Origin of the sequence: Streptomyces sp. NPDC006529 (assembly GCF_040611795.1) — a bacterium.
GTDB lineage: Bacteria > Actinomycetota > Actinomycetes > Streptomycetales > Streptomycetaceae > Streptomyces.
Genome location: NZ_JBEXPB010000020.1, coordinates 47209 through 63520, shown reverse-complemented (window position 1 = coordinate 63520; position 16312 = coordinate 47209). Strand labels below are relative to the sequence as shown.

Below are 16312 nucleotides of genomic sequence, written 5' to 3'. Positions count from 1 at the left end.
AGGCAACTCAAAGTCAATGATTCTCGGGGGAGTTCGTCATGACCACGGCCCTTGATCTTCACGCATGGGAACTTGCGGAACAGGGTTGCACTCTGCTCACAGGCATTGAAACGGACGAGCAGGCCGCCGAAGTGCTCAGCGCCTTCGGTGAACTCGTCCCGCAGTACGACGGCTCGCTGCGGTACCAGGTGAAGGCGGCTCCCGGGTTCGAGGAGCGCCGTTACTCCAAGAGCGTCAACACCATCCTCGTCCACACGGAAGCCCCGGGCTGGAACCCCACGCCCAGCTACCTGGCCCTGCACTGCCGGGTCCAGGCGACCTGCGGCAGCGGGCACACCGAACTGGCCGACATGCGCCGGTTCGTGGACTCGCTCCCCGCCCAGGAGCGGGCCGCCCTCTACGAGCGCGACGTCGACTGGGTCGGTCACAACACCGGTGGCGTCGGGACCGAAGGCGTACGCCGGCCCGTGATCGAACGCACCGAAGGCGGCCGGGAGATCGTCCGCTTCAGCTACAACCTGCTCACCACCGGGCAGTACGACCCGCCGGTCGACGCGACCGTCGACCCCGCGGAGCTGCCCCTCGGCAGCTTCGGAATCCACCTCGCCGAGCAGGCCGAGGCGTTCTTCCGGGAGCAGAAGCGGTCCGTCCTCATCCCCGAGGACGCGGTCCTCGTCTGGGACAACCAGCGCATGGTGCACGCCCGTTCCGCGTACCGCGACGCCAAGCGGCACCTGACCCGCTACTGGATCGCGGCACCGCACTGACCGCCGCCGCGCACCGGCGGCCCCCGCGCGATGGCAGCCATCCCGCACTGACCGCCACCGCGCCCTGACCGCCCGTACCCCGCCGGACCACGCCCACCGCCGGGCCCCGTCCGCCGGGCCATCCGCACCGGTCCGCCCCGCGCGCCCCCGGGCCGCGCGGCCCGGCCGGAGGCGGCCCGGCGGCGGGACCCGGATGCGGCGGCCCCCACCCCGTCCCGGCGCCCCGGCCGGCAGGCCGACCCGCCCCGCACCGGTACGGCCGCCGCGCCGCGCAACGCCCGCGCGTCGCGCATCCAGGAACACCGATCCCTAAGGCTGGACCATGACCACCATCGCCCAGAACGTTCCGCTCCCGGACCAGCACGACGGGTCCCCGCAGGAGTTCACCGAGGAGTTCCCCACCGGTCTGCCGGAGGAGCTGCGCGGACTGCCCGAGGGCGTGCCCCGCCACAACCCGGACGACCAGGTCGAGACCGCCGTGATCCGCCGCCTGGTCAACAACTGGCACCGCCGGGCCACGGTGAAGCGCGACGAGCCGGACCTCGACGACCTCTTCGAGATGGACCGGCCCGACTACCCCGAGGGCATCCTGCCCTTCCACGACCACCCCACCTACCAGGCGCTGGACCCGGCGAAGAAGTCGGAGCTGATGAGCTGGGCGTGGATCGCGTACAACCGCCACACGATCATGGCCGAACAGAAGGTGGCCAACCCGGCGTTCGCCCTCGTGATGGAGGGGGAGTACCCCATGCTCCAGGACGAGGCGCTGAACATCTCGCTGGCGCAGGCCATGGTCGACGAGCAGTACCACACGCTCATGCACCTCAACGCCAGCGCGCTGACCCGCCGTCGGCGCGGCCGGCCCATGCCCGACAACGAGCTGCCCATCTCGCACACGGCCCGCGAGCACCTGCGGCTGCGCGAAGGGGCCGCGCACCGCTGGCAGAAGTCGCTGACCACGCTCGCCTTCGCGACCGTGTCCGAGATCTCGATCAACGCCTACCTCGACCTGCTGGCCGACGACCCGCACATCCAGCCGGTCAACAGCAGCACCGCCAAGCTCCACAACCGCGACGAGTACTGCCACGCGTCGATCTCCGCCGTCCTGGCCGAGATGGTGCACGACAAGCTCGATGCCGAACAGGGCGCGTTCTTCCGGGACATGCTCTTCGAGGGGCTGGAGGCGTTCGTCGCCACCGACTACACCACCTGGCACCGGATCATGGACCTCGCCGAGGTGCAGGGCGGTCACGCGATGCTGGCCGACTGCCAGGCCGAGACGAGCCGCAAGCGCCTCGTGCGCGACTACACCGGACTGCACACCCTCATCGAGCGGATGGGTGTACAGGACCTCGTCGAGTTCGACTGGTCGAAGTCCCACGTCGCCCGCTGACGCCCCGCCGATGCAGTCGCCGCACGAGCAGTCGCCGCAGCAGCCGCAGCAGAAGAGGAATCGAGACTTCCGGTGAAACACTACGCCAATGAGCGCCTCGCTCAGCTCGCGCAGGACCGCGGCATGCCCGCTGAGTACGTGCGTGACCTGCGCGTGGTCGGCAGCGTGCTGCCGTTCAAGGTCAACGAGTACGTCGCCGACGAGCTGATCGACTGGTCGGCCGCGCCGGACGACCCGATCTTCCGGCTGACCTTCCCGCACCGCGACATGCTCCCGGCGCCCGTCTTCGACCGGATGGCCGCGCTGCTCGACAACGGCGCCCCGCGCGGCGAACTGCGCCTGGCCGCCGCGGCCGCGCAGCTCGAACTCAACCCGCACCCGGGCGGCCAGTTGGAGGCCAACGTCCCCGAGCTGGACGGCCGCCGCCTGGACGGCCTCCAGCACAAGTACGCCGAAACCGTGCTGGTCTTCCCCTCCCAGGGCCAGACCTGCCACTCGTACTGCGGATACTGCTTCCGCTGGGCCCAGTTCGTCAGCCAGGCGGAGCTGCGCCAGGCACTGCGCGACCCGGCCGACCTGACCGGCTACCTTGCCGGACACCCCGAGGTCACCGACGTGCTCTTCACCGGCGGCGACCCGATGATCATGCGCACCGAGGTGATCCGCCGCTGGGTCGAACCCCTGCTCGCACCGGGCGCGAACGCGGTGCGCACCCTGCGGTTCGGCACCAAGGCGCTCTCGTACTGGCCGGCCCGCTTCACCACCGGCGACGACGCCGACGACCTGCTGCGCCTCTTCGAGCAGTCGGTCGCGGCGGGCAAGCACGTGGCCGTCATGGCGCACTTCTCGCACCCGCGGGAGCTGGAGACCGAGGCGGTACGGGAAGCCGTCGCCCGGATCCGGTCCACCGGCGCGGTGATCCGCGCCCAGGCGCCCCTCGTGGCCCACGTCAACGACGACGCGGCCGCCTGGGCCCGCATGTGGCAGATGCAGGTCGACCTCGGCATGGTCCCCTACTACATGTTCGTCGAGCGGGACACCGGAGCGCGCAACTACTTCGGCCTGCCGCTGGTCCGGGCCCTGGACATCTACACCGAAGCCCTGCGCGGGGTCTCGGGCCTGGCCCGCACCGCCCGCGGCCCGGTCATGTCGGCCGGACCCGGCAAGGTGATGATCCACGGCACCGCGGAGGTCGGCGGCGAACGCGCCTTCGTCCTCAGCTTCCTGCAGGCCCGCCGCCCCGAATGGGTCGGCCGCCCCTTCTTCGCCGCCTACGACGAACACGCCCAGTGGTACGACGACCTCAAGCCGCTCTCCGCCTCCGGGACCTCCTTCCCGCCGTTCCCGGAGTTCTCCGCATGAGGCTCGCGGTCCACGAGATCCGGCTGACCGACCACGACGTCTGGCGCAGCGCGCGCGAGGCCATACCGGTCCAGCCGGGCCTGCTCATCGAGCTGTCCGCGGGCGGGCGTTCGGGGTTCGGCGAGGCCTCGGCCTTCATGACCGACCGCTACAACTCCTCCCTCGCGGCCATGCACGACGACCTGCGCCGGGTCGCGGCCACCGTGCGCGCGCTGCCCGGGGACGATCCCGAGGGCGCCTGGGCCGTACTGGCCCCCCTGCTCGCCGGTTCGCCGTTCCTGCTGGCCGCGCTGGACGTCGCCGCGCACGACCTCGCGGCCCGGCTGGCGGACGTACCGCTCTGGCGCCACCTGGGCGGCGAGGCGCCCGGCGTCCTGCACTCCAGCTACAGCATCGGCCTGGACGAGCCCGCGGTGATGGTGCGCAAACTCCGGGAACGGCCGGGCTGGCCCGCCTACAAGGTCAAACTCGCCGCCCCCGGCGACCTGCACGTCCTGCGCGCCCTGCGCGAGCACACCGACGCCCCGTTCTTCGTCGACGGCAACTGCGGCTGGGACCTGGCCGGTACGCTCGGCGCCCTGGACGCGATGCGCGAACTCGGCGTGGAACTCCTGGAACAGCCCTTCCCGCGCGAGCGGTGGGACGACGCCCGCACGCTCAAGGAGGCTTCCCCGATCCCGGTGTACGCCGACGAGAGCATCACGGGCCCCGACGACCTCGACGCCTGCGCCGAGGCCTTCCACGGGGTCAACCTCAAGCTGATGAAGGCGGGCGGGATCACCCCGGCGCTGCGCATGCTGCGCCGGGCCCGCGCCGCGGGCCTCGGTACGATGCTCGGCTGCATGCCCGAATCCAGCGCCGGCGTCTCGGCCACCGCCCACCTCGGACCGTACGTCGACCACCTCGACGCGGACTCCATCGCGCTGCTCGCGGTGGACACGGGCACCGGGGTGCTGCTCGACGAGCAGGGCCGGATCACCCTGCCGGACGCTCCCGGCACCGGCTTCGTCCCCGACTTCGACGGGCCCGCCTTCACCGTCCGGCCCGTGCTGGCCGGGCGGGCCGGCTGGGACGGCGGGCGGATCGCCGCCTACCGCGACGCCGCCCCGGTCGCCTCGCTCGCCGAACGCCGCCGGCCGCTGCCCGGCCGCGAGCCGAGCGACACCGTGCGCCGGCTGACGGAACTGTCCGTCGAGGACCGGGCGAGCGCGGCGGAACTGGCCGCCCTGCTGCGCACCGCCGTCACCCGCGCCGTCGCCGACGGCGCCGACACCGTCTGGACCCGCCCCGACGCCACCGTCGCCGCGCTCGGCGAAGCGGCCCGCGCCACCGGCTTCGCCGCGACGCCCGCCGACGACGCCGACGCATCCCTCTTGGTCTGGAAGGCACCCGCATGACCAGCGTCCCCGCATCCCCGGCCCCCGCCGCGCCGGCCGACGGCGTGCCCGCCGCCCGCAGCGGCGCCGCCGGGGCGCCCGCCCTGGTGACGGCCGCCTCCGCCACCGCCACCGCGCTCGCCGCGCTCCGGGCCGCGGGCGTCCCGGACGACGACGCCCGCGACGTGGCCGCCGCCCTCACCGAGACCTCCCTGCGCGGCATCGACACCCACGGACTGCGGCTGCTCCCGCAGTACCTCGCCGAACTCGACCAGGGCATCGCCACCGCGCGCCCCGACATCACCGTGCTGCGGGACTCCGGCGCCGCCGTCATGCTCGACGCCGACGGCGCCCTCGGCGTCGTCGCGGGCCTGGCCGCCGCCCGGATCGCCGCCGAGCGCGCACGCACCCACGGCGTGGCGGCCGTCGGCGTCCGCAACTCCAACCACTTCGGCGCCGCCTCCGTCTACAGCCGCCACCTCGCGGCCCAGGGCCTGGTCGGCATCGTCACCACCTCCGCCGCCTCGCGCGTCGCACCGTTCTCCGGAACGACCCCGCTGTACGGGACCAACCCGCTCAGCGTGGCCGCCGCCGACGACGGCGACGAGTTCGCCCTCGACATGGCCACCAGCCAGGTCTGCTTCGGCGAGATCAAGGAGCGGCGCAAGCACGGACGCGCCCTCGACGCGGGCTGGGCCACCGACGCCGACGGCCGCCCCGCCACCGATCCCGAGGACGCGTACGCCCTCTCCCCGCTCGGCGGGTACAAGGGCCAGGGCCTCGCCATGGTCGCCACCCTCCTCGGCGCCGTCCTCACCGGCTCGCCCGCGGACTGGCACCTGGAGCACATCGGCGAATCCGCCCCCGGCCGCAGCCGCCAGGTGGGCCACTTCCTGATCTGCCTGGACCCGGCCGCCTTCGGCGGGGCCGAAGGGTTCGCCGCCGGATTCGCCGACCTGGTCACCACCACCCGCGGCACCCGGCCCGGCGTCGAGGCGACCCAGCCCGTCCAGGTCCCCGGCGACCCGCAGCGCCGCACCGCCGAACGGCGCGCCACCGACGGCATCCCCCTCGACCCGCACACCGCGAGCGCCTTCGCCGCGCTCGCCGCCCAGCACGGAACCGGAGCGGGCGCATGATCCTGGTCCTGCTCAGCCCGCGCAACGCCGGACTGCCCTTCGCCGAGTGGCTCGGCGAAGAGTCCGGCCGACTGCTGGCCGTCACCGCTGCCGGCGTCGACCCCGGCCCCGGCTTCCTCGCCGTCGAAACCGTCGCCGACTACTTCGACGACACCGCCGTACGGGACGCCGCGCGCCGCCTGTGCGCGCGGTACGGGGTCACCCGCGTCCTCGCCCTCGCCGAGGTCGACGTGGAACGCGCCGCCGCCCTGCGCGAGGAGTACGCCCTGCCCGGCCAGCGCCCCGAGAGCGCCCGCGCCTACCGCGACAAGGTCCGGATGAAGGAACTCGCCGCCGCGGGCGGGATCCGCGTCCCCGCCTTCGCCCCGGCCGACTCGTCGGCCGACGTCCTCGCCTTCATGGCCGCCCACCCCGGCCCGGTCGTCGTCAAGCCGCGCGGCGGCTCCGGCTCCACCGGCGTGGCCGTCCTGGACACCCCCGACGACCTGCCCGCCGTCGCCGACCGGATCCGCTCCGGCGGGCACGAGGTCGAGGAGTTCGTCGCGGGCCGCTTCTTCCACGTCGACGCCCTGCACGCGGACGGCGGGCCCGTCGTGGCCGTGCCCTCGCTCTACACCGACGGCGGCTGCCTCTCGCACTGGACCGACTCCGGCAACGGCAGCTGGACCCTGGAGCGCGAAGACCCTCTGCACCGGCGGCTGGTGGAGGAGACCTGGCGGCTGGTGGACGCCCTGCCCGCGGCGCCCGCGCTCTTCGTGCACGCCGAGTTCTTCGTGACCGACGCCGACGAGATCGTGCTGTGCGAGATCGCGGGCCGGGTCGGCGGAACCCCGATCCCGGCCATGCTGGAGGCCGTACTCGGCCTCGATCCACGGCACTTGTGGTCCCGCATCGAATGCGAGCTGCCCGTGGACCTCGACGCCGTCCGCGCGCACGCGCGCAGCGCCCCCCTCGTCGCCAACTTCGGCCTCCCGCCGCGCAACGGGCGGATCACTCGGGTCCCCCTCGAAGCCCCCGACGGCACCCGGGACTTCGCCGTCCTCGCCGAGCCCGGTGAGGACTGGAGCGGCGCCCGCTACACCGGGCGCAAGTCCGGCGACTTCATCGCCACCTGGCTGGTCACCGCCACGACCGAGGGCGAACTGCTTGCCCTGATCGCCAAGACCGAGGCCGACACCGAAGCGGCCTTCGGCTGGGACCTGGTCACCGGAACGGCCGGGGAGGCGCGATGACGTACACGGCCACGGTCCTGGACCCCGCGAGCCGACCCACCGCCCGGGAGTTCCCGGCCCTGGAGCGGCCCCCGGTCATATGGGACGACGACCGCTGGTGGCGCTTCACCGAACGCACCGACCTCCACGAGACCCACTACCTCGCCGTCCACGGCCCCGACGGCTCCCTGGCCGCCCTCGCCCCGCTGCTCCTGACCCGCGACGGCGGCGGCCTGCTCTTCTACGACGCGCCCAAGATGACCGGCGACCTCGGCGCCTTCGGCGACCCCGAGCACCTCACCGGGGCCGAGCGGGCCCGCTGGGACGAGCTGGCGGCCGCCCTCCCCGAGGCCCGCCGCGCCCAGTACCCCTCGGTGGCGCTCTCCGTCTTCGGCTCCCACCACGGCATCGTCCACGCCGCCGACCGCGGCGAGAGCGAGCGCCGGGAGGTCCTCGCCGCCCTGCCCGGGCTGCTCGACGACGCGGCCCGCTCCCTCGGGTGCGCCAGCCACGCCCTGCTCTACGCCACCGACGAACAGGCCGGGATCCTCGGCCCGGCGGCGGCGGAGCGGGGCCACGTCCCGGCCGTCCTCGGCGCCGAATCCGTCCTGCGCCTCGACGCCCCGGACTGGGACGCCTACCTCGCCTCCCTGGTCAGCCGCAAGCGCAAGCGCGCCAACCGCGAACTGCGCGAGTACGCCGAGGCCGGATTCACCACCGTGGTCCGCGAGGGAGCCGACGCGCTCACCGGGCCGGTCGTCGACCTCCAGGTCGCCCTGCGCGCCAAGTACGGCCTGCCGGGAGGCCGTCCGCGCGTCGAGCGTGACTTCGCGGCGATCCGCGAGACCGTCGGCGACAGCGCCCTCGTCCTCAGTGCCGAACGCGACGGCGAGACCCTCGGCTTCGTCCTCTACCTCCGCTCCGGCGACGCCCTCTTCGGGCGCACCGCCGGTTTCGACGACGACCGGGCCAAGGGCGTCTACTTCGCCCTCACCTACCACGAGACCATCCGCTGGTCGCTGGCCAACGGAGTCCGCGACATCTGGTACGGCCTCGCCGCCTACGACGCCAAGAGACTGCGGGGCTGCGACCTCGAAGCACGCCACGGCTGGTTCCACTTCACCGGCGAGGGCCACCAGGTCCTCACCGAGACCGTCCGCCTCCAGGGGGACGGCGAACACGGCCGGCTGCGCAGCCTCGGCCCGAACAGCACCACCCCACAAGGAGACTGAGCCGACATGCCACTGACCCCGACCCCCTTCATCTGGATGGACGGCGAACTGGTCCCCTGGGACGAGGCCCAGGTGCACGTGCTCACCCCGAGCCTGCACTACGGCTGGGGCGTCTACGAGGGCGTCCGCGCCTACGAGACCGAGACCGGCCCCGCCGTGTTCCGGCTGCGCGAGCACATCGCCCGGCTGCGCGACTCCGCCCGCGTCTACCTGATGGAACTGCCCTGGACCGACGAGGAGTTGGTCCAGGCGGTCCTCGACCTCGTCCGCGTCAACGGCCAGCCCTCCTGCTACATCCGCCCGATCGCCTACCTCGGCTACGGCGAAATGGGCGTGGCCCCGAACCTCGACGCCGTCCGCATGTCCATCGCCGTCTGGCCCTGGGGCTCCTACCTCGGCGACAAGGCGGAGAACGAGGGCTGCCGCCTCATCGTCAGCAACTGGCAGCGCAACTCGAACCAGACCGTGCCGCCGCTGGCCAAGGCCACCGGCGCGTACGTCAACAGCGCCCTCGCCAAGGTCGGCGCCCAGCGCGCCGGGTACGACGACGCGCTGATGCTGACTGCCAACGGGCACATCGCCGAGGCGTCGGCCGCCAACCTCTTCATGCTCCGGGGCGGCGAGCTGGTCACCCCGCCGGTCAGCGACGGCATCCTGCCCGGCATCACCCGCGACTGCGCGATCACCTTCGCCCGCGACCTCGGCTTCACCGTCGTCGAGCGCAGCATCCCGCGCAGCGAGGTGTACATGGCCGACGAGGCGTTCCTGACCGGGACCGCGGCCGAGATCGTGCCGGTCGCCTCCGTCGACGAGCGCCCGGTCGGCAACGGCCGGGTCGGCGCCGTCACCAAGGACCTGCGCGGGCTCTTCCAGGAGGTCGTGCGCGGCCGCAACGCGGCGTACGAGCACTGGCTGGAGCGCGTGTGAGCGGCGAGCACGCCCCGGCCCGTCCGGGCCAGGGGCTCGGCCGGGCCCGGGCCGCAGTGGGCGAGGCGGTGGCCCGGCTGGAGGCGGCCGCCCTCGCCCTGCCGGACGTCCCGGTCACCGCGGCCGGGCCCGGCGGCGACGTCTCGTGGGGCGAGGAGGTCTGCGACCGGCTGATCGACCTGGCGGCGGCCCGGGCGTGGCTGCGCGCCGCCGCGCCAGGCCCCGCCGCCGACGGCACGGACGACCTGGACGACCTCGACGAGATGATGCACGCCTGCGTCCGCTGGGTGGTGGGGGAGGACGTCGTACGGACCCGCTCCCGGGTCGACACCTACGTCGCCGACATGATGCCCGTGCGCGAGGGGCAGAGCGCCGACGCCGCGCACCGCCTGGTCACCTCGGTGGTCACCTTCGCGGCCCGCCCCGCCTACTACGACGGCGCCCTCGCCCGGCTGCGCGCGGCGCTCGGGCCGCGCCCGGCCGGCCGGGCCGCCGCGGCCTGGGACCTCGTGGACGAGGCCGTGCGCGGCCTCGGCGTGACCCGGGAGGAATGGGTGGGCGCGGACCCCGCGTTCACCGCCGCGGGCGGCTGGGTCCTGGTCGAGCGCCTGGGCCGGATCCAGCTGGCCACCGCGCTGCTGGCCGCGGCGGCAGGGCAGCCGGACCCGCTGGAGGCGCAGCGGCACGTCAACGCGGTCCGCCGGTACACCTGGAACTGGCTGCGCCAGCCGCCGCCCGAGGCGGCCACCGAGGTCCACGTCCGGCGCACCGGTGAACTCACCGCGTGGCTGCGCGGGGCCCCGCCCGCGGCCGTCCCGGGGCGTGGCGCATGAGCGGCCCGCGGACCCCCGCGCCGGGCCCGGCCGCGCCGTCCCCGCTCACCGGTCGGCTCGCCCGGTTCCTGGTCGCGATCCTGCCCAGGACCCCCGCTGGGCGCAAGCTCGCCGCGGGCGCCGCCGTGGACTCGGTCGGCTCCGGCATGTTCCTCGCCGCGTCGACCCTGTACTTCGTCACCGTCGTCGGCTTCCCGGCCGAGCGGGTCGGCCTGGTGCTCGCCGTCGCGAGCGTCGTCGGCCTGCTCAGCCCGGTCCCGCTCGGGCGGCTCGCCGACCGGGTCGGCCCCGCCCGGGTCTACGTCGCCCTGCTCGCGGCCCGCGGCATCGGCTACGCGGGCTTCGCGCTGGTCCACGACTTCTGGCCGTACGCGCTGCTGACCTGCGTCCTCACCGCGCTGGACCGGGGCTGCTCACCGCTCCAGCAGGTCGTGGTCGGGCTGATCGAGGGCGGCGAGAACCAGACCCGCACGATGGCTTCGATCCGCTCGGTCCGCAACATCGGGCTGACCGCCGGGTTCCTGCTGGCCGGCGCCGTGCTGGCGGTCGAGAGCCGGGCCGCCTTCGTCGCCCTCTTCCTCGGCAACGCGCTGACCTTCTTCGTCATCGCCGTCGTCGTGGAGCGGCTGCGCCGCCGCGCCGCCCCCGGGGCCGCCGCGCCGAAGACCGCTCCACCGGCCGCCGCGGCGGCGCTCGCTCCGCAGCCCGAAACCGCCGTGCCCGCGTCCGGGCAGTCCGTCCGCAGTCCCTTCCGGGACCTGCGGTTCCTGCTGTTCACCCTCTCCAACGGCGTCCTGTCCCTGCACGACTCGGTGCTCTTCGTGCTGCTGCCGCTGTGGCTCACCACCGCCACCAGCGCACCCGCCTCGGCCGTCTCGGTGCTCCTCGCCGTGAACACCGTCCTCACCGTGCTGCTCCAGGTGTACGTCTCCAAGTTCGCCGAGACCACCGCGCGCGCCCTCAAGCTCGTCTGGGTCGCCCTGCTGCCGCTGCTGCTGTCCTGCGGCCTCTTCGCGGGCGCCGAGCACGTCTCCGTCTGGCCCGCCGCGGCCTGCGCCGTGCTCGCGGTGGTGCTCCTCACGGTCGGCGAGAACCTGCACTCGGTCGCCGTCTGGAACCTGTCGTACGAGATGTCCCCGGCCCCGGCCCGCTCCCGCTACCTGGCCACCTTCAGCCTGGGCGTGACCGGCCAGCAGATCGTCGGCCCGGTCCTGATGACCTCGGTCATGCTCCCGCTCGGCAGCATAGGCTGGGCGCTGCTCGCCGGGATCTTCGCGGTGGCCGCAGTCGTCGTACGGGCCACCGGCGGCCCGAAGGACGCTCCTGCCGACGCCCCCGGGAAGCTGCCCGCCACCCCGCCCGCCCCCGCAACCACCGAGGTGACCACATGACCGAGCACGTACTCATCGTCGGCGGCGGCCGCGAGGTCCCCGGACTGATCCGTGAGGCGGGCGGTCCGGAGGTGGCCACCACCATCCTGTGCCGGATGGACTTCGTGCCCAAGATCCGCAAGCCCGGTCAGCACGACCGGGTGCTCGCCCTGCGCAGCGAGGCCCCCGACGAGGAATGGATCGCCCTGGCGGCCGCCGTCCACGCCCGACACCCCTTCACCCGGGTCGGCACCTTCGGCGAACGCGACCAGGACCGCGCCGCCGCCGTCGCCGCGGCGCTCGGCCTGCCCTGCCACAGCCCGCAGACCATCACCTACGTCCACGACAAGCACGCGATGCGTCGCAGGCTCGCGGAGACCGGCGTCGACGACACCCCGGTCGCCCGCGTCGCCGACGCGGCGCAGCTCCGCGCCTTCCTCGCCGAACACGGCACGCCCTGCGTGGTCAAACCGGCCCAGGGGGCGGGTAGTTTCGGCGTCTCCGTCGTCCGCGACGCCGAGGAGGCGGAGGCGGCCTTCGCCCGCGCCGCGCGCGACTTCGAGGTGATCCCCGACGCGGGCGTGCTCGTCGAACGCTTCCACGTCGGGCCGCAGTTCAGCGTCGAGGCCTTCTCGGAGGACGGCGAGCACGAGATCCTGGCGATCACCCGCAAGTACTCCGATCCGGTCGGCTTCGTCGAGGTCGGCCACGTCGTCCCCGCCGAACTCGACGACGAGCGGACCGGTTCGGTGCACGCCTACGTGCGCCGTCTGCTCGACGCCCTCGGCATCACCTACGGCGTCACCCACACCGAGGTGGTGCTCACCGACGCCGGGCCGCGCGTCATCGAGACCCACGTCCGGCTCGCCGGGGACGAGATCCCCTACCTGGTCCAGGACGTCACCGGGGTCGACCTCGTCGACTGCGTGGTCCGCCAGACCCTGGGGCAGCCTGTGCTGGCCGACATCCGCAAGACCCTCGCGGACCCCACGGTGGACCGCCGCCCCGAGGCCATCTGGTTCGCCGTGCCCCACGCGCGCGGCACCCTCACCGCCATCAACGGGCTGGCCGAGGCGGCCGCCCTGCCGGACGTCGTCGTCGCCGAGGCCCTCCTGGACGCGGGGGACACGATCGGCGAACTCGACAGCTCCGAGTCCCGCGCCGCCTTCGTGCGCGCCCGCGGCGCGGACGCCGCGGAGGCGGTCGCCCGCGCCCAGCAGGCGGTCGCCGGGCTGGAGTTCGCCGTCCGGGTCGTCGGCGGCGACCGGGCCGGCTCCGGCGAGTGGGTCTGAGGCGGCACCGGTGAACGACATCACGGCGGGTCCGGGGCTCGCGGAACGCGCCCGGGCGGTGCTTCCCGCGGCGGCCTACGACTTCTACGCGGCGGGCTCCGACGAGCAGCTCAGCACGGGCGAGGCGGCGGCGGCCTGGCGGGCCCGGCGGTTCGCCCCGCGCGTATTGCGGGACGTGTCCGCGGTGGACACCTCCGTGGAGCTGTTCGGCAGCACGCTCTCCGCGCCGGTCCTGGCGGCGCCGACCGCCTTCCACCGGATGGCGCACGACGAGGGAGAGGTGGCCACGGCCGCGGGCGTCCGGGCCGCCGGCTCCCTGATGGTGCTCTCCTCCCGCGCCACCCGTCACCCGGAGGACGTCGCGGCGGCCGCCGGGCCCTGGTGGTACCAGGTGTACTGCCTGCGGGACCGGGACATCACCCGCCGCCAGGTCGAACGGGCCACCGCGGCCGGGGCCCGGGCCCTGGTCCTCACCGTGGACGCGCCCTACGTCCCGCCGAAGGCCACGGCGGGTCTGGCGCTGCCGCTGCCCCAGGACGACGAGCTGTGCCGTTCGGTCGGACTGGGCACCCGGACGCCCGGCTGGGAACAGGACCCCTCGATCGGGCCCGAGGTGATCGGCGAGCTCCACCGGCTCTCCGGCCTGCCCGTGCTGGTCAAGGGCGTGCTGCGGGCCGACGACGCGGCGGCGTGCGTGGCCGCCGGGGCGGCCGGGGTGATCGTCTCCAACCACGGCGGCCGCCAGCTCGACCGCGCGGCCGCGACCGCCGAGGTGCTGCCGGAGATCGTCCGCGCGGTGGGGGGCAGGGTGCCGGTCCTGGTCGACGGGGGCGTTCTGACGGGGACGGACGTCCTGGTCGCGCTCGCGCTGGGGGCCCGCGCGGTCCTGGTGGGCCGCCCGGTCCTGTGGGCCCTGTCCGTGGGCGGCGCCGACGGCGTGGCCGCCCTGTTCGACTCCTACCGGGAGCAGCTCTCGCTGCGGATGGCGCTGGCCGGGGCCCCCGCCCTCGGTGCTATCGGCCCGGACCTGCTGCACGGCTGACCGGCGCGGGCCCGTAGCGGCGTCCGGCCCGGCAACGTGATGAGGCCCCCTCGACGTGAACGTCGAGGGGGCCTCATCCATGAGTAGCGGGGACAGGATTTGAACCTGCGACCTCTGGGTTATGAGCCCAGCGAGCTACCGAGCTGCTCCACCCCGCGTCGGTAAACCCCACTCTACGCGAGTTTCCCGGCCCGCCTCACCACGGCGCTCCTCCAGCGCGCCCGGAGGGCTTCCGGACCGGTTCCGGACAGGGTCTCGAGCGACATCTGAGTGGCCGTCAAGTGATCGCCGCCATGGTCGGACCACCGAACCGTGAGGCACGGCCGGGCCCCGCGAGAGCAGCGCGGGCCGGGCCCGGCGGATGGAGGACGACCCCCGTGAGCGTGAACGCCGCCCGATGACCCGTATCGCCGGCGCCCCTGCCCGGACCCGAGGAGTTCGCCGCGCTCAGCCCGCAGCGGCGCGAGGACGCGGTGCGCCGCACCCCCGGCAGCTCCGGCTGGGGCGAGACCGCGCGGATCACCCTGCTCCTGGGGCGGCCGCGGACCTGTGTCCCCGGGATGCTGACCTTCGCGCTCGGCTGGACGGTGGCGGGCGGCGGGGTCACCGGGCCGTTCTTCGCCGGGCTGGCCGTCTCCCTGGTGTACGGGCTGCTGGCCAACACCTACAACGCCTACACCGACCTCGCCGAGGACAGCCGCAACCTTCCCGGCCGGGTCTGGCAGGTCCTGCGCATCGGGCACCGCCGGCTGCTCTGGATCAGCTCGGCGACCTCGCGGCCGCCCTCCCGCCCGCCGCCCTGCGGCTGACCGGCGCGGGCCTCGCGGACCGCTGCGAGCTGCGCGAGGGCGACTTCTTCGAGGACCTACCGGCCGGTGCGGACCGCTACGTCCTGCGCCACGTCCTGCACGACTGGGACGACGAGTCCTGTGTCGCCATCCTGCGCAACTGCCGCGCCGCGATGGGACCGGGCGCCCGGCTGGTCCTCATCGACCACCTCGCGGCCGCTGACCCGGCGGACGACGCGGACGGGGGGTCCGGCGGCCGGTGGGGCGGCCTGATGGACCTCTACATGATGTCCCTCTTCGACGGGGGGGCCGGGAGCGCACCCGGGAGGAGAACGCCGACCTGCTGGAGCGGGCGGGCCTCACGCCCCTGCGGGTGACCCGGCTGCCCGGTGGCAGCGGTGTGATCGAGGCGGCCGCCGATGACGACGCGTGACGGGGCGACGCCCGTCGCAGTGCTGCCAGCTGCCTGCCCCGCGTCGCACGCGGAGCGGAAAGGAGCTGTTGGCCCGCCTCGAACGGGAGGACGCCGCGGCCGAGTTCGTCGAGAACCACGCCCCCGGCGCCGATCCGGGCGCCCCCGCGTGCCGACGCCCCCTGGGCCACGCGGCCTGACGCGGACGGGCCGCCGGTACGGCGGGACCCCGGCCCCCGTGACGGCGCGGTGCGCGGCCCGCGCATAATGCGCACTGCGGGCCGCGGCCCCGGTACCGCGGCCCAGGATGCGAGGAAGGGAACCCCATGGCAGAGGCAGACGATCCGCAGTTCGTGCAGGACGGCCCCACGTCGGCGGAGCGCGAGGCCTGCGACGAGGTCCGGCGCCTCGCCACCGGAATGTCCCACCACGAGAGTGCCCAGGCGCTCGAAGAAGCGGAGAAGGCCGCGGAGGCCGCGGGGGACCCGGACGATCCCGACGTGCGGACCCGCGCCACCCTCGCCGAGTGGGAGCGGATCACCGACGTGCTGTCCGCCCACGGCGGCCCGTACGCCCCGGATACGGACCCCTACGTGCAGGGCCAGCTCGCGGGACGCAGGAACCGGGCGAAGACCGCCTCCTGACCTGCGGGCATCGCGCCGGCCGCGGGCGCTGCGCACCGCGGCCGCCACGCCCCGTCAGACGGTGAGCTGTCCAGTCAGCCGGCCCAGCAGCTGGTCCATCTCGGTGCGCCACATCCGGTGCACGTTCATCCGGGTCGGCTTCTGCTGTCGGGGCAGCTGGATGCGGAACGAACTCCACACCGCGTTGCGGTCGATGCCGGAGACGATGCCGGCGGCCTGCTCGGCGGGGATCACGAAGGCGATCTCCTGCGGCCGGTTGCTCATCCGGCCGGCCTTGTGTATCACCACGGCCTGCTCGGTGACCGTGATGAAGTAGTACGTGAGGAACGCCTGGCCGATCAGGCCGAGCATGCTCATGAGCCACACGCTGGGGCCCGCGATGGCCTGGATGGTGACGACGGGGCGGTCGGCCGGGTTCACCTCGGCGATGGCCTGCGCCACCTGCTGCGTGATGGTGGCCTTCTTGACGGCCATGGTTCCTCCTGAGCGGGGTCGAACGCCCCCGGGCTTCGAGGGCACCGCAG

General features: G+C 74.2%; 16 protein-coding genes and 1 tRNA gene. 15 read left to right on the top strand and 2 right to left on the bottom strand.

The features are described 5' to 3' along the window. The first annotated feature begins 38 nt into the window (after window positions 1–38). From ABZY31_RS16550 to ABZY31_RS16495, 12 genes are all read left to right on the top strand, one after another. Entirely contained in the window at window positions 39–767 is a 729-nt protein-coding gene (locus tag ABZY31_RS16550) for a TauD/TfdA family dioxygenase (RefSeq protein WP_356410436.1), read from the top strand. A gap of 322 nt (window positions 768–1089) precedes the next feature. Further along, window positions 1090–2160: a diiron oxygenase gene (locus ABZY31_RS16545; RefSeq protein ID WP_356410433.1), complete on the top strand. Its 1071-nt coding sequence runs from the start codon at window positions 1090–1092 to the stop codon at window positions 2158–2160. A 123-nt stretch (window positions 2161–2283) separates the two neighbouring features. Then, window positions 2284–3522, top strand: a complete 1239-nt coding sequence (locus ABZY31_RS16540; RefSeq protein ID WP_356410430.1) for a lysine 2,3-aminomutase — start codon at window positions 2284–2286, stop codon at window positions 3520–3522. Then, complete coding sequence (locus ABZY31_RS16535) at window positions 3519–4919, top strand: dipeptide epimerase (RefSeq protein ID WP_356410427.1); 1401 nt, start codon at window positions 3519–3521, stop codon at window positions 4917–4919. Before ABZY31_RS16540 ends, ABZY31_RS16535 begins: the two co-directional genes overlap by 4 nt. Continuing rightward, complete coding sequence (locus ABZY31_RS16530) at window positions 4916–6037, top strand: Ldh family oxidoreductase (RefSeq protein ID WP_356410424.1); 1122 nt, start codon at window positions 4916–4918, stop codon at window positions 6035–6037. The genes ABZY31_RS16535 and ABZY31_RS16530 overlap by 4 nt, the downstream gene beginning before the upstream one ends. Then, complete coding sequence (locus ABZY31_RS16525; protein WP_356410421.1) at window positions 6034–7269, top strand: hypothetical protein; 1236 nt, start codon at window positions 6034–6036, stop codon at window positions 7267–7269. Before ABZY31_RS16530 ends, ABZY31_RS16525 begins: the two co-directional genes overlap by 4 nt. Continuing rightward, window positions 7266–8480 carry a GNAT family N-acetyltransferase gene (locus tag ABZY31_RS16520; protein ID WP_356410418.1) on the top strand — a complete coding sequence of 405 codons (1215 nt, stop codon included), beginning with the start codon at window positions 7266–7268 and terminating at the stop codon, window positions 8478–8480. The genes ABZY31_RS16525 and ABZY31_RS16520 overlap by 4 nt, the downstream gene beginning before the upstream one ends. Window positions 8481–8486: 6 nt before the next feature. Further along, window positions 8487–9407, top strand: a complete 921-nt coding sequence (locus tag ABZY31_RS16515; RefSeq protein ID WP_356410416.1) for a branched-chain amino acid transaminase — start codon at window positions 8487–8489, stop codon at window positions 9405–9407. Beyond that, window positions 9404–10240 (top strand): hypothetical protein, encoded by an 837-nt coding sequence (locus ABZY31_RS16510; protein WP_356410413.1) that lies wholly within the window; start codon window positions 9404–9406, stop codon window positions 10238–10240. The genes ABZY31_RS16515 and ABZY31_RS16510 overlap by 4 nt, the downstream gene beginning before the upstream one ends. Next, on the top strand, window positions 10237–11631 hold the full coding sequence (locus ABZY31_RS16505; RefSeq protein ID WP_356410410.1) for an MFS transporter: 1395 nt from the start codon (window positions 10237–10239) through the stop codon (window positions 11629–11631). The genes ABZY31_RS16510 and ABZY31_RS16505 overlap by 4 nt, the downstream gene beginning before the upstream one ends. After that, complete coding sequence (locus tag ABZY31_RS16500) at window positions 11628–12902, top strand: ATP-grasp domain-containing protein (protein WP_356410407.1); 1275 nt, start codon at window positions 11628–11630, stop codon at window positions 12900–12902. The genes ABZY31_RS16505 and ABZY31_RS16500 overlap by 4 nt, the downstream gene beginning before the upstream one ends. 10 nt (window positions 12903–12912) lie before the next feature. Further along, window positions 12913–13944 carry an alpha-hydroxy acid oxidase gene (locus ABZY31_RS16495; protein ID WP_356410405.1) on the top strand — a complete coding sequence of 344 codons (1032 nt, stop codon included), beginning with the start codon at window positions 12913–12915 and terminating at the stop codon, window positions 13942–13944. An 84-nt stretch (window positions 13945–14028) separates the two neighbouring features. On the opposite strand, the gene ABZY31_RS16490 is transcribed toward ABZY31_RS16495, so the two are convergent. After that, window positions 14029–14102: transfer RNA gene (locus ABZY31_RS16490), tRNA-Met, on the bottom strand. Between the two features lie 315 nt (window positions 14103–14417). On the opposite strand from ABZY31_RS16490, the gene ABZY31_RS16485 reads away from it, so the two are divergent. The 3 genes from ABZY31_RS16485 (at window position 14418) to ABZY31_RS16475 (ending at window position 15788) form a co-directional block, all read left to right on the top strand. Next, the gene (locus tag ABZY31_RS16485) at window positions 14418–14753 is read left to right on the top strand and encodes a hypothetical protein (RefSeq protein WP_356410551.1); all 336 of its coding nucleotides are present in this window, start codon (window positions 14418–14420) and stop codon (window positions 14751–14753) included. Then, window positions 14663–15109: a methyltransferase gene (locus ABZY31_RS16480; protein WP_356410543.1), complete on the top strand. Its 447-nt coding sequence runs from the start codon at window positions 14663–14665 to the stop codon at window positions 15107–15109. The genes ABZY31_RS16485 and ABZY31_RS16480 overlap by 91 nt, the downstream gene beginning before the upstream one ends. Before the next feature lie 361 nt (window positions 15110–15470). Next, window positions 15471–15788: a hypothetical protein gene (locus ABZY31_RS16475; protein ID WP_356410403.1), complete on the top strand. Its 318-nt coding sequence runs from the start codon at window positions 15471–15473 to the stop codon at window positions 15786–15788. Between the two features lie 54 nt (window positions 15789–15842). Here ABZY31_RS16475 and ABZY31_RS16470 read toward each other — a convergent pair whose 3' ends face one another. Then, window positions 15843–16262 carry a hypothetical protein gene (locus ABZY31_RS16470; protein ID WP_356410400.1) on the bottom strand — a complete coding sequence of 140 codons (420 nt, stop codon included), beginning with the start codon at window positions 16260–16262 and terminating at the stop codon, window positions 15843–15845. Window positions 16263–16312 lie beyond the last annotated feature (50 nt).

What these genes read in the sequence shown, in the direction of transcription:
- ABZY31_RS16500 (WP_356410407.1), top strand. Translation starts at nt 11,628, where the DNA reads ATGACCGAGCACGTACTCATCGTCGGCGGCGGCCGCGAGGTCCCCGGA.
- ABZY31_RS16530 (WP_356410424.1), top strand. Translation starts at nt 4,916, where the DNA reads ATGACCAGCGTCCCCGCATCCCCGGCCCCCGCCGCGCCGGCCGACGGC.
- ABZY31_RS16540 (WP_356410430.1), top strand. Translation starts at nt 2,284, where the DNA reads ATGCCCGCTGAGTACGTGCGTGACCTGCGCGTGGTCGGCAGCGTGCTG.
- ABZY31_RS16470 (WP_356410400.1), bottom strand. Translation starts at nt 16,262, where the DNA reads ATGGCCGTCAAGAAGGCCACCATCACGCAGCAGGTGGCGCAGGCCATC.
- ABZY31_RS16545 (WP_356410433.1), top strand. Translation starts at nt 1,090, where the DNA reads ATGACCACCATCGCCCAGAACGTTCCGCTCCCGGACCAGCACGACGGG.
- ABZY31_RS16515 (WP_356410416.1), top strand. Translation starts at nt 8,487, where the DNA reads ATGCCACTGACCCCGACCCCCTTCATCTGGATGGACGGCGAACTGGTC.
- ABZY31_RS16505 (WP_356410410.1), top strand. Translation starts at nt 10,237, where the DNA reads ATGAGCGGCCCGCGGACCCCCGCGCCGGGCCCGGCCGCGCCGTCCCCG.
- ABZY31_RS16550 (WP_356410436.1), top strand. Translation starts at nt 39, where the DNA reads ATGACCACGGCCCTTGATCTTCACGCATGGGAACTTGCGGAACAGGGT.
- ABZY31_RS16520 (WP_356410418.1), top strand. Translation starts at nt 7,266, where the DNA reads ATGACGTACACGGCCACGGTCCTGGACCCCGCGAGCCGACCCACCGCC.
- ABZY31_RS16475 (WP_356410403.1), top strand. Translation starts at nt 15,471, where the DNA reads ATGGCAGAGGCAGACGATCCGCAGTTCGTGCAGGACGGCCCCACGTCG.
- ABZY31_RS16535 (WP_356410427.1), top strand. Translation starts at nt 3,519, where the DNA reads ATGAGGCTCGCGGTCCACGAGATCCGGCTGACCGACCACGACGTCTGG.
- ABZY31_RS16525 (WP_356410421.1), top strand. Translation starts at nt 6,034, where the DNA reads ATGATCCTGGTCCTGCTCAGCCCGCGCAACGCCGGACTGCCCTTCGCC.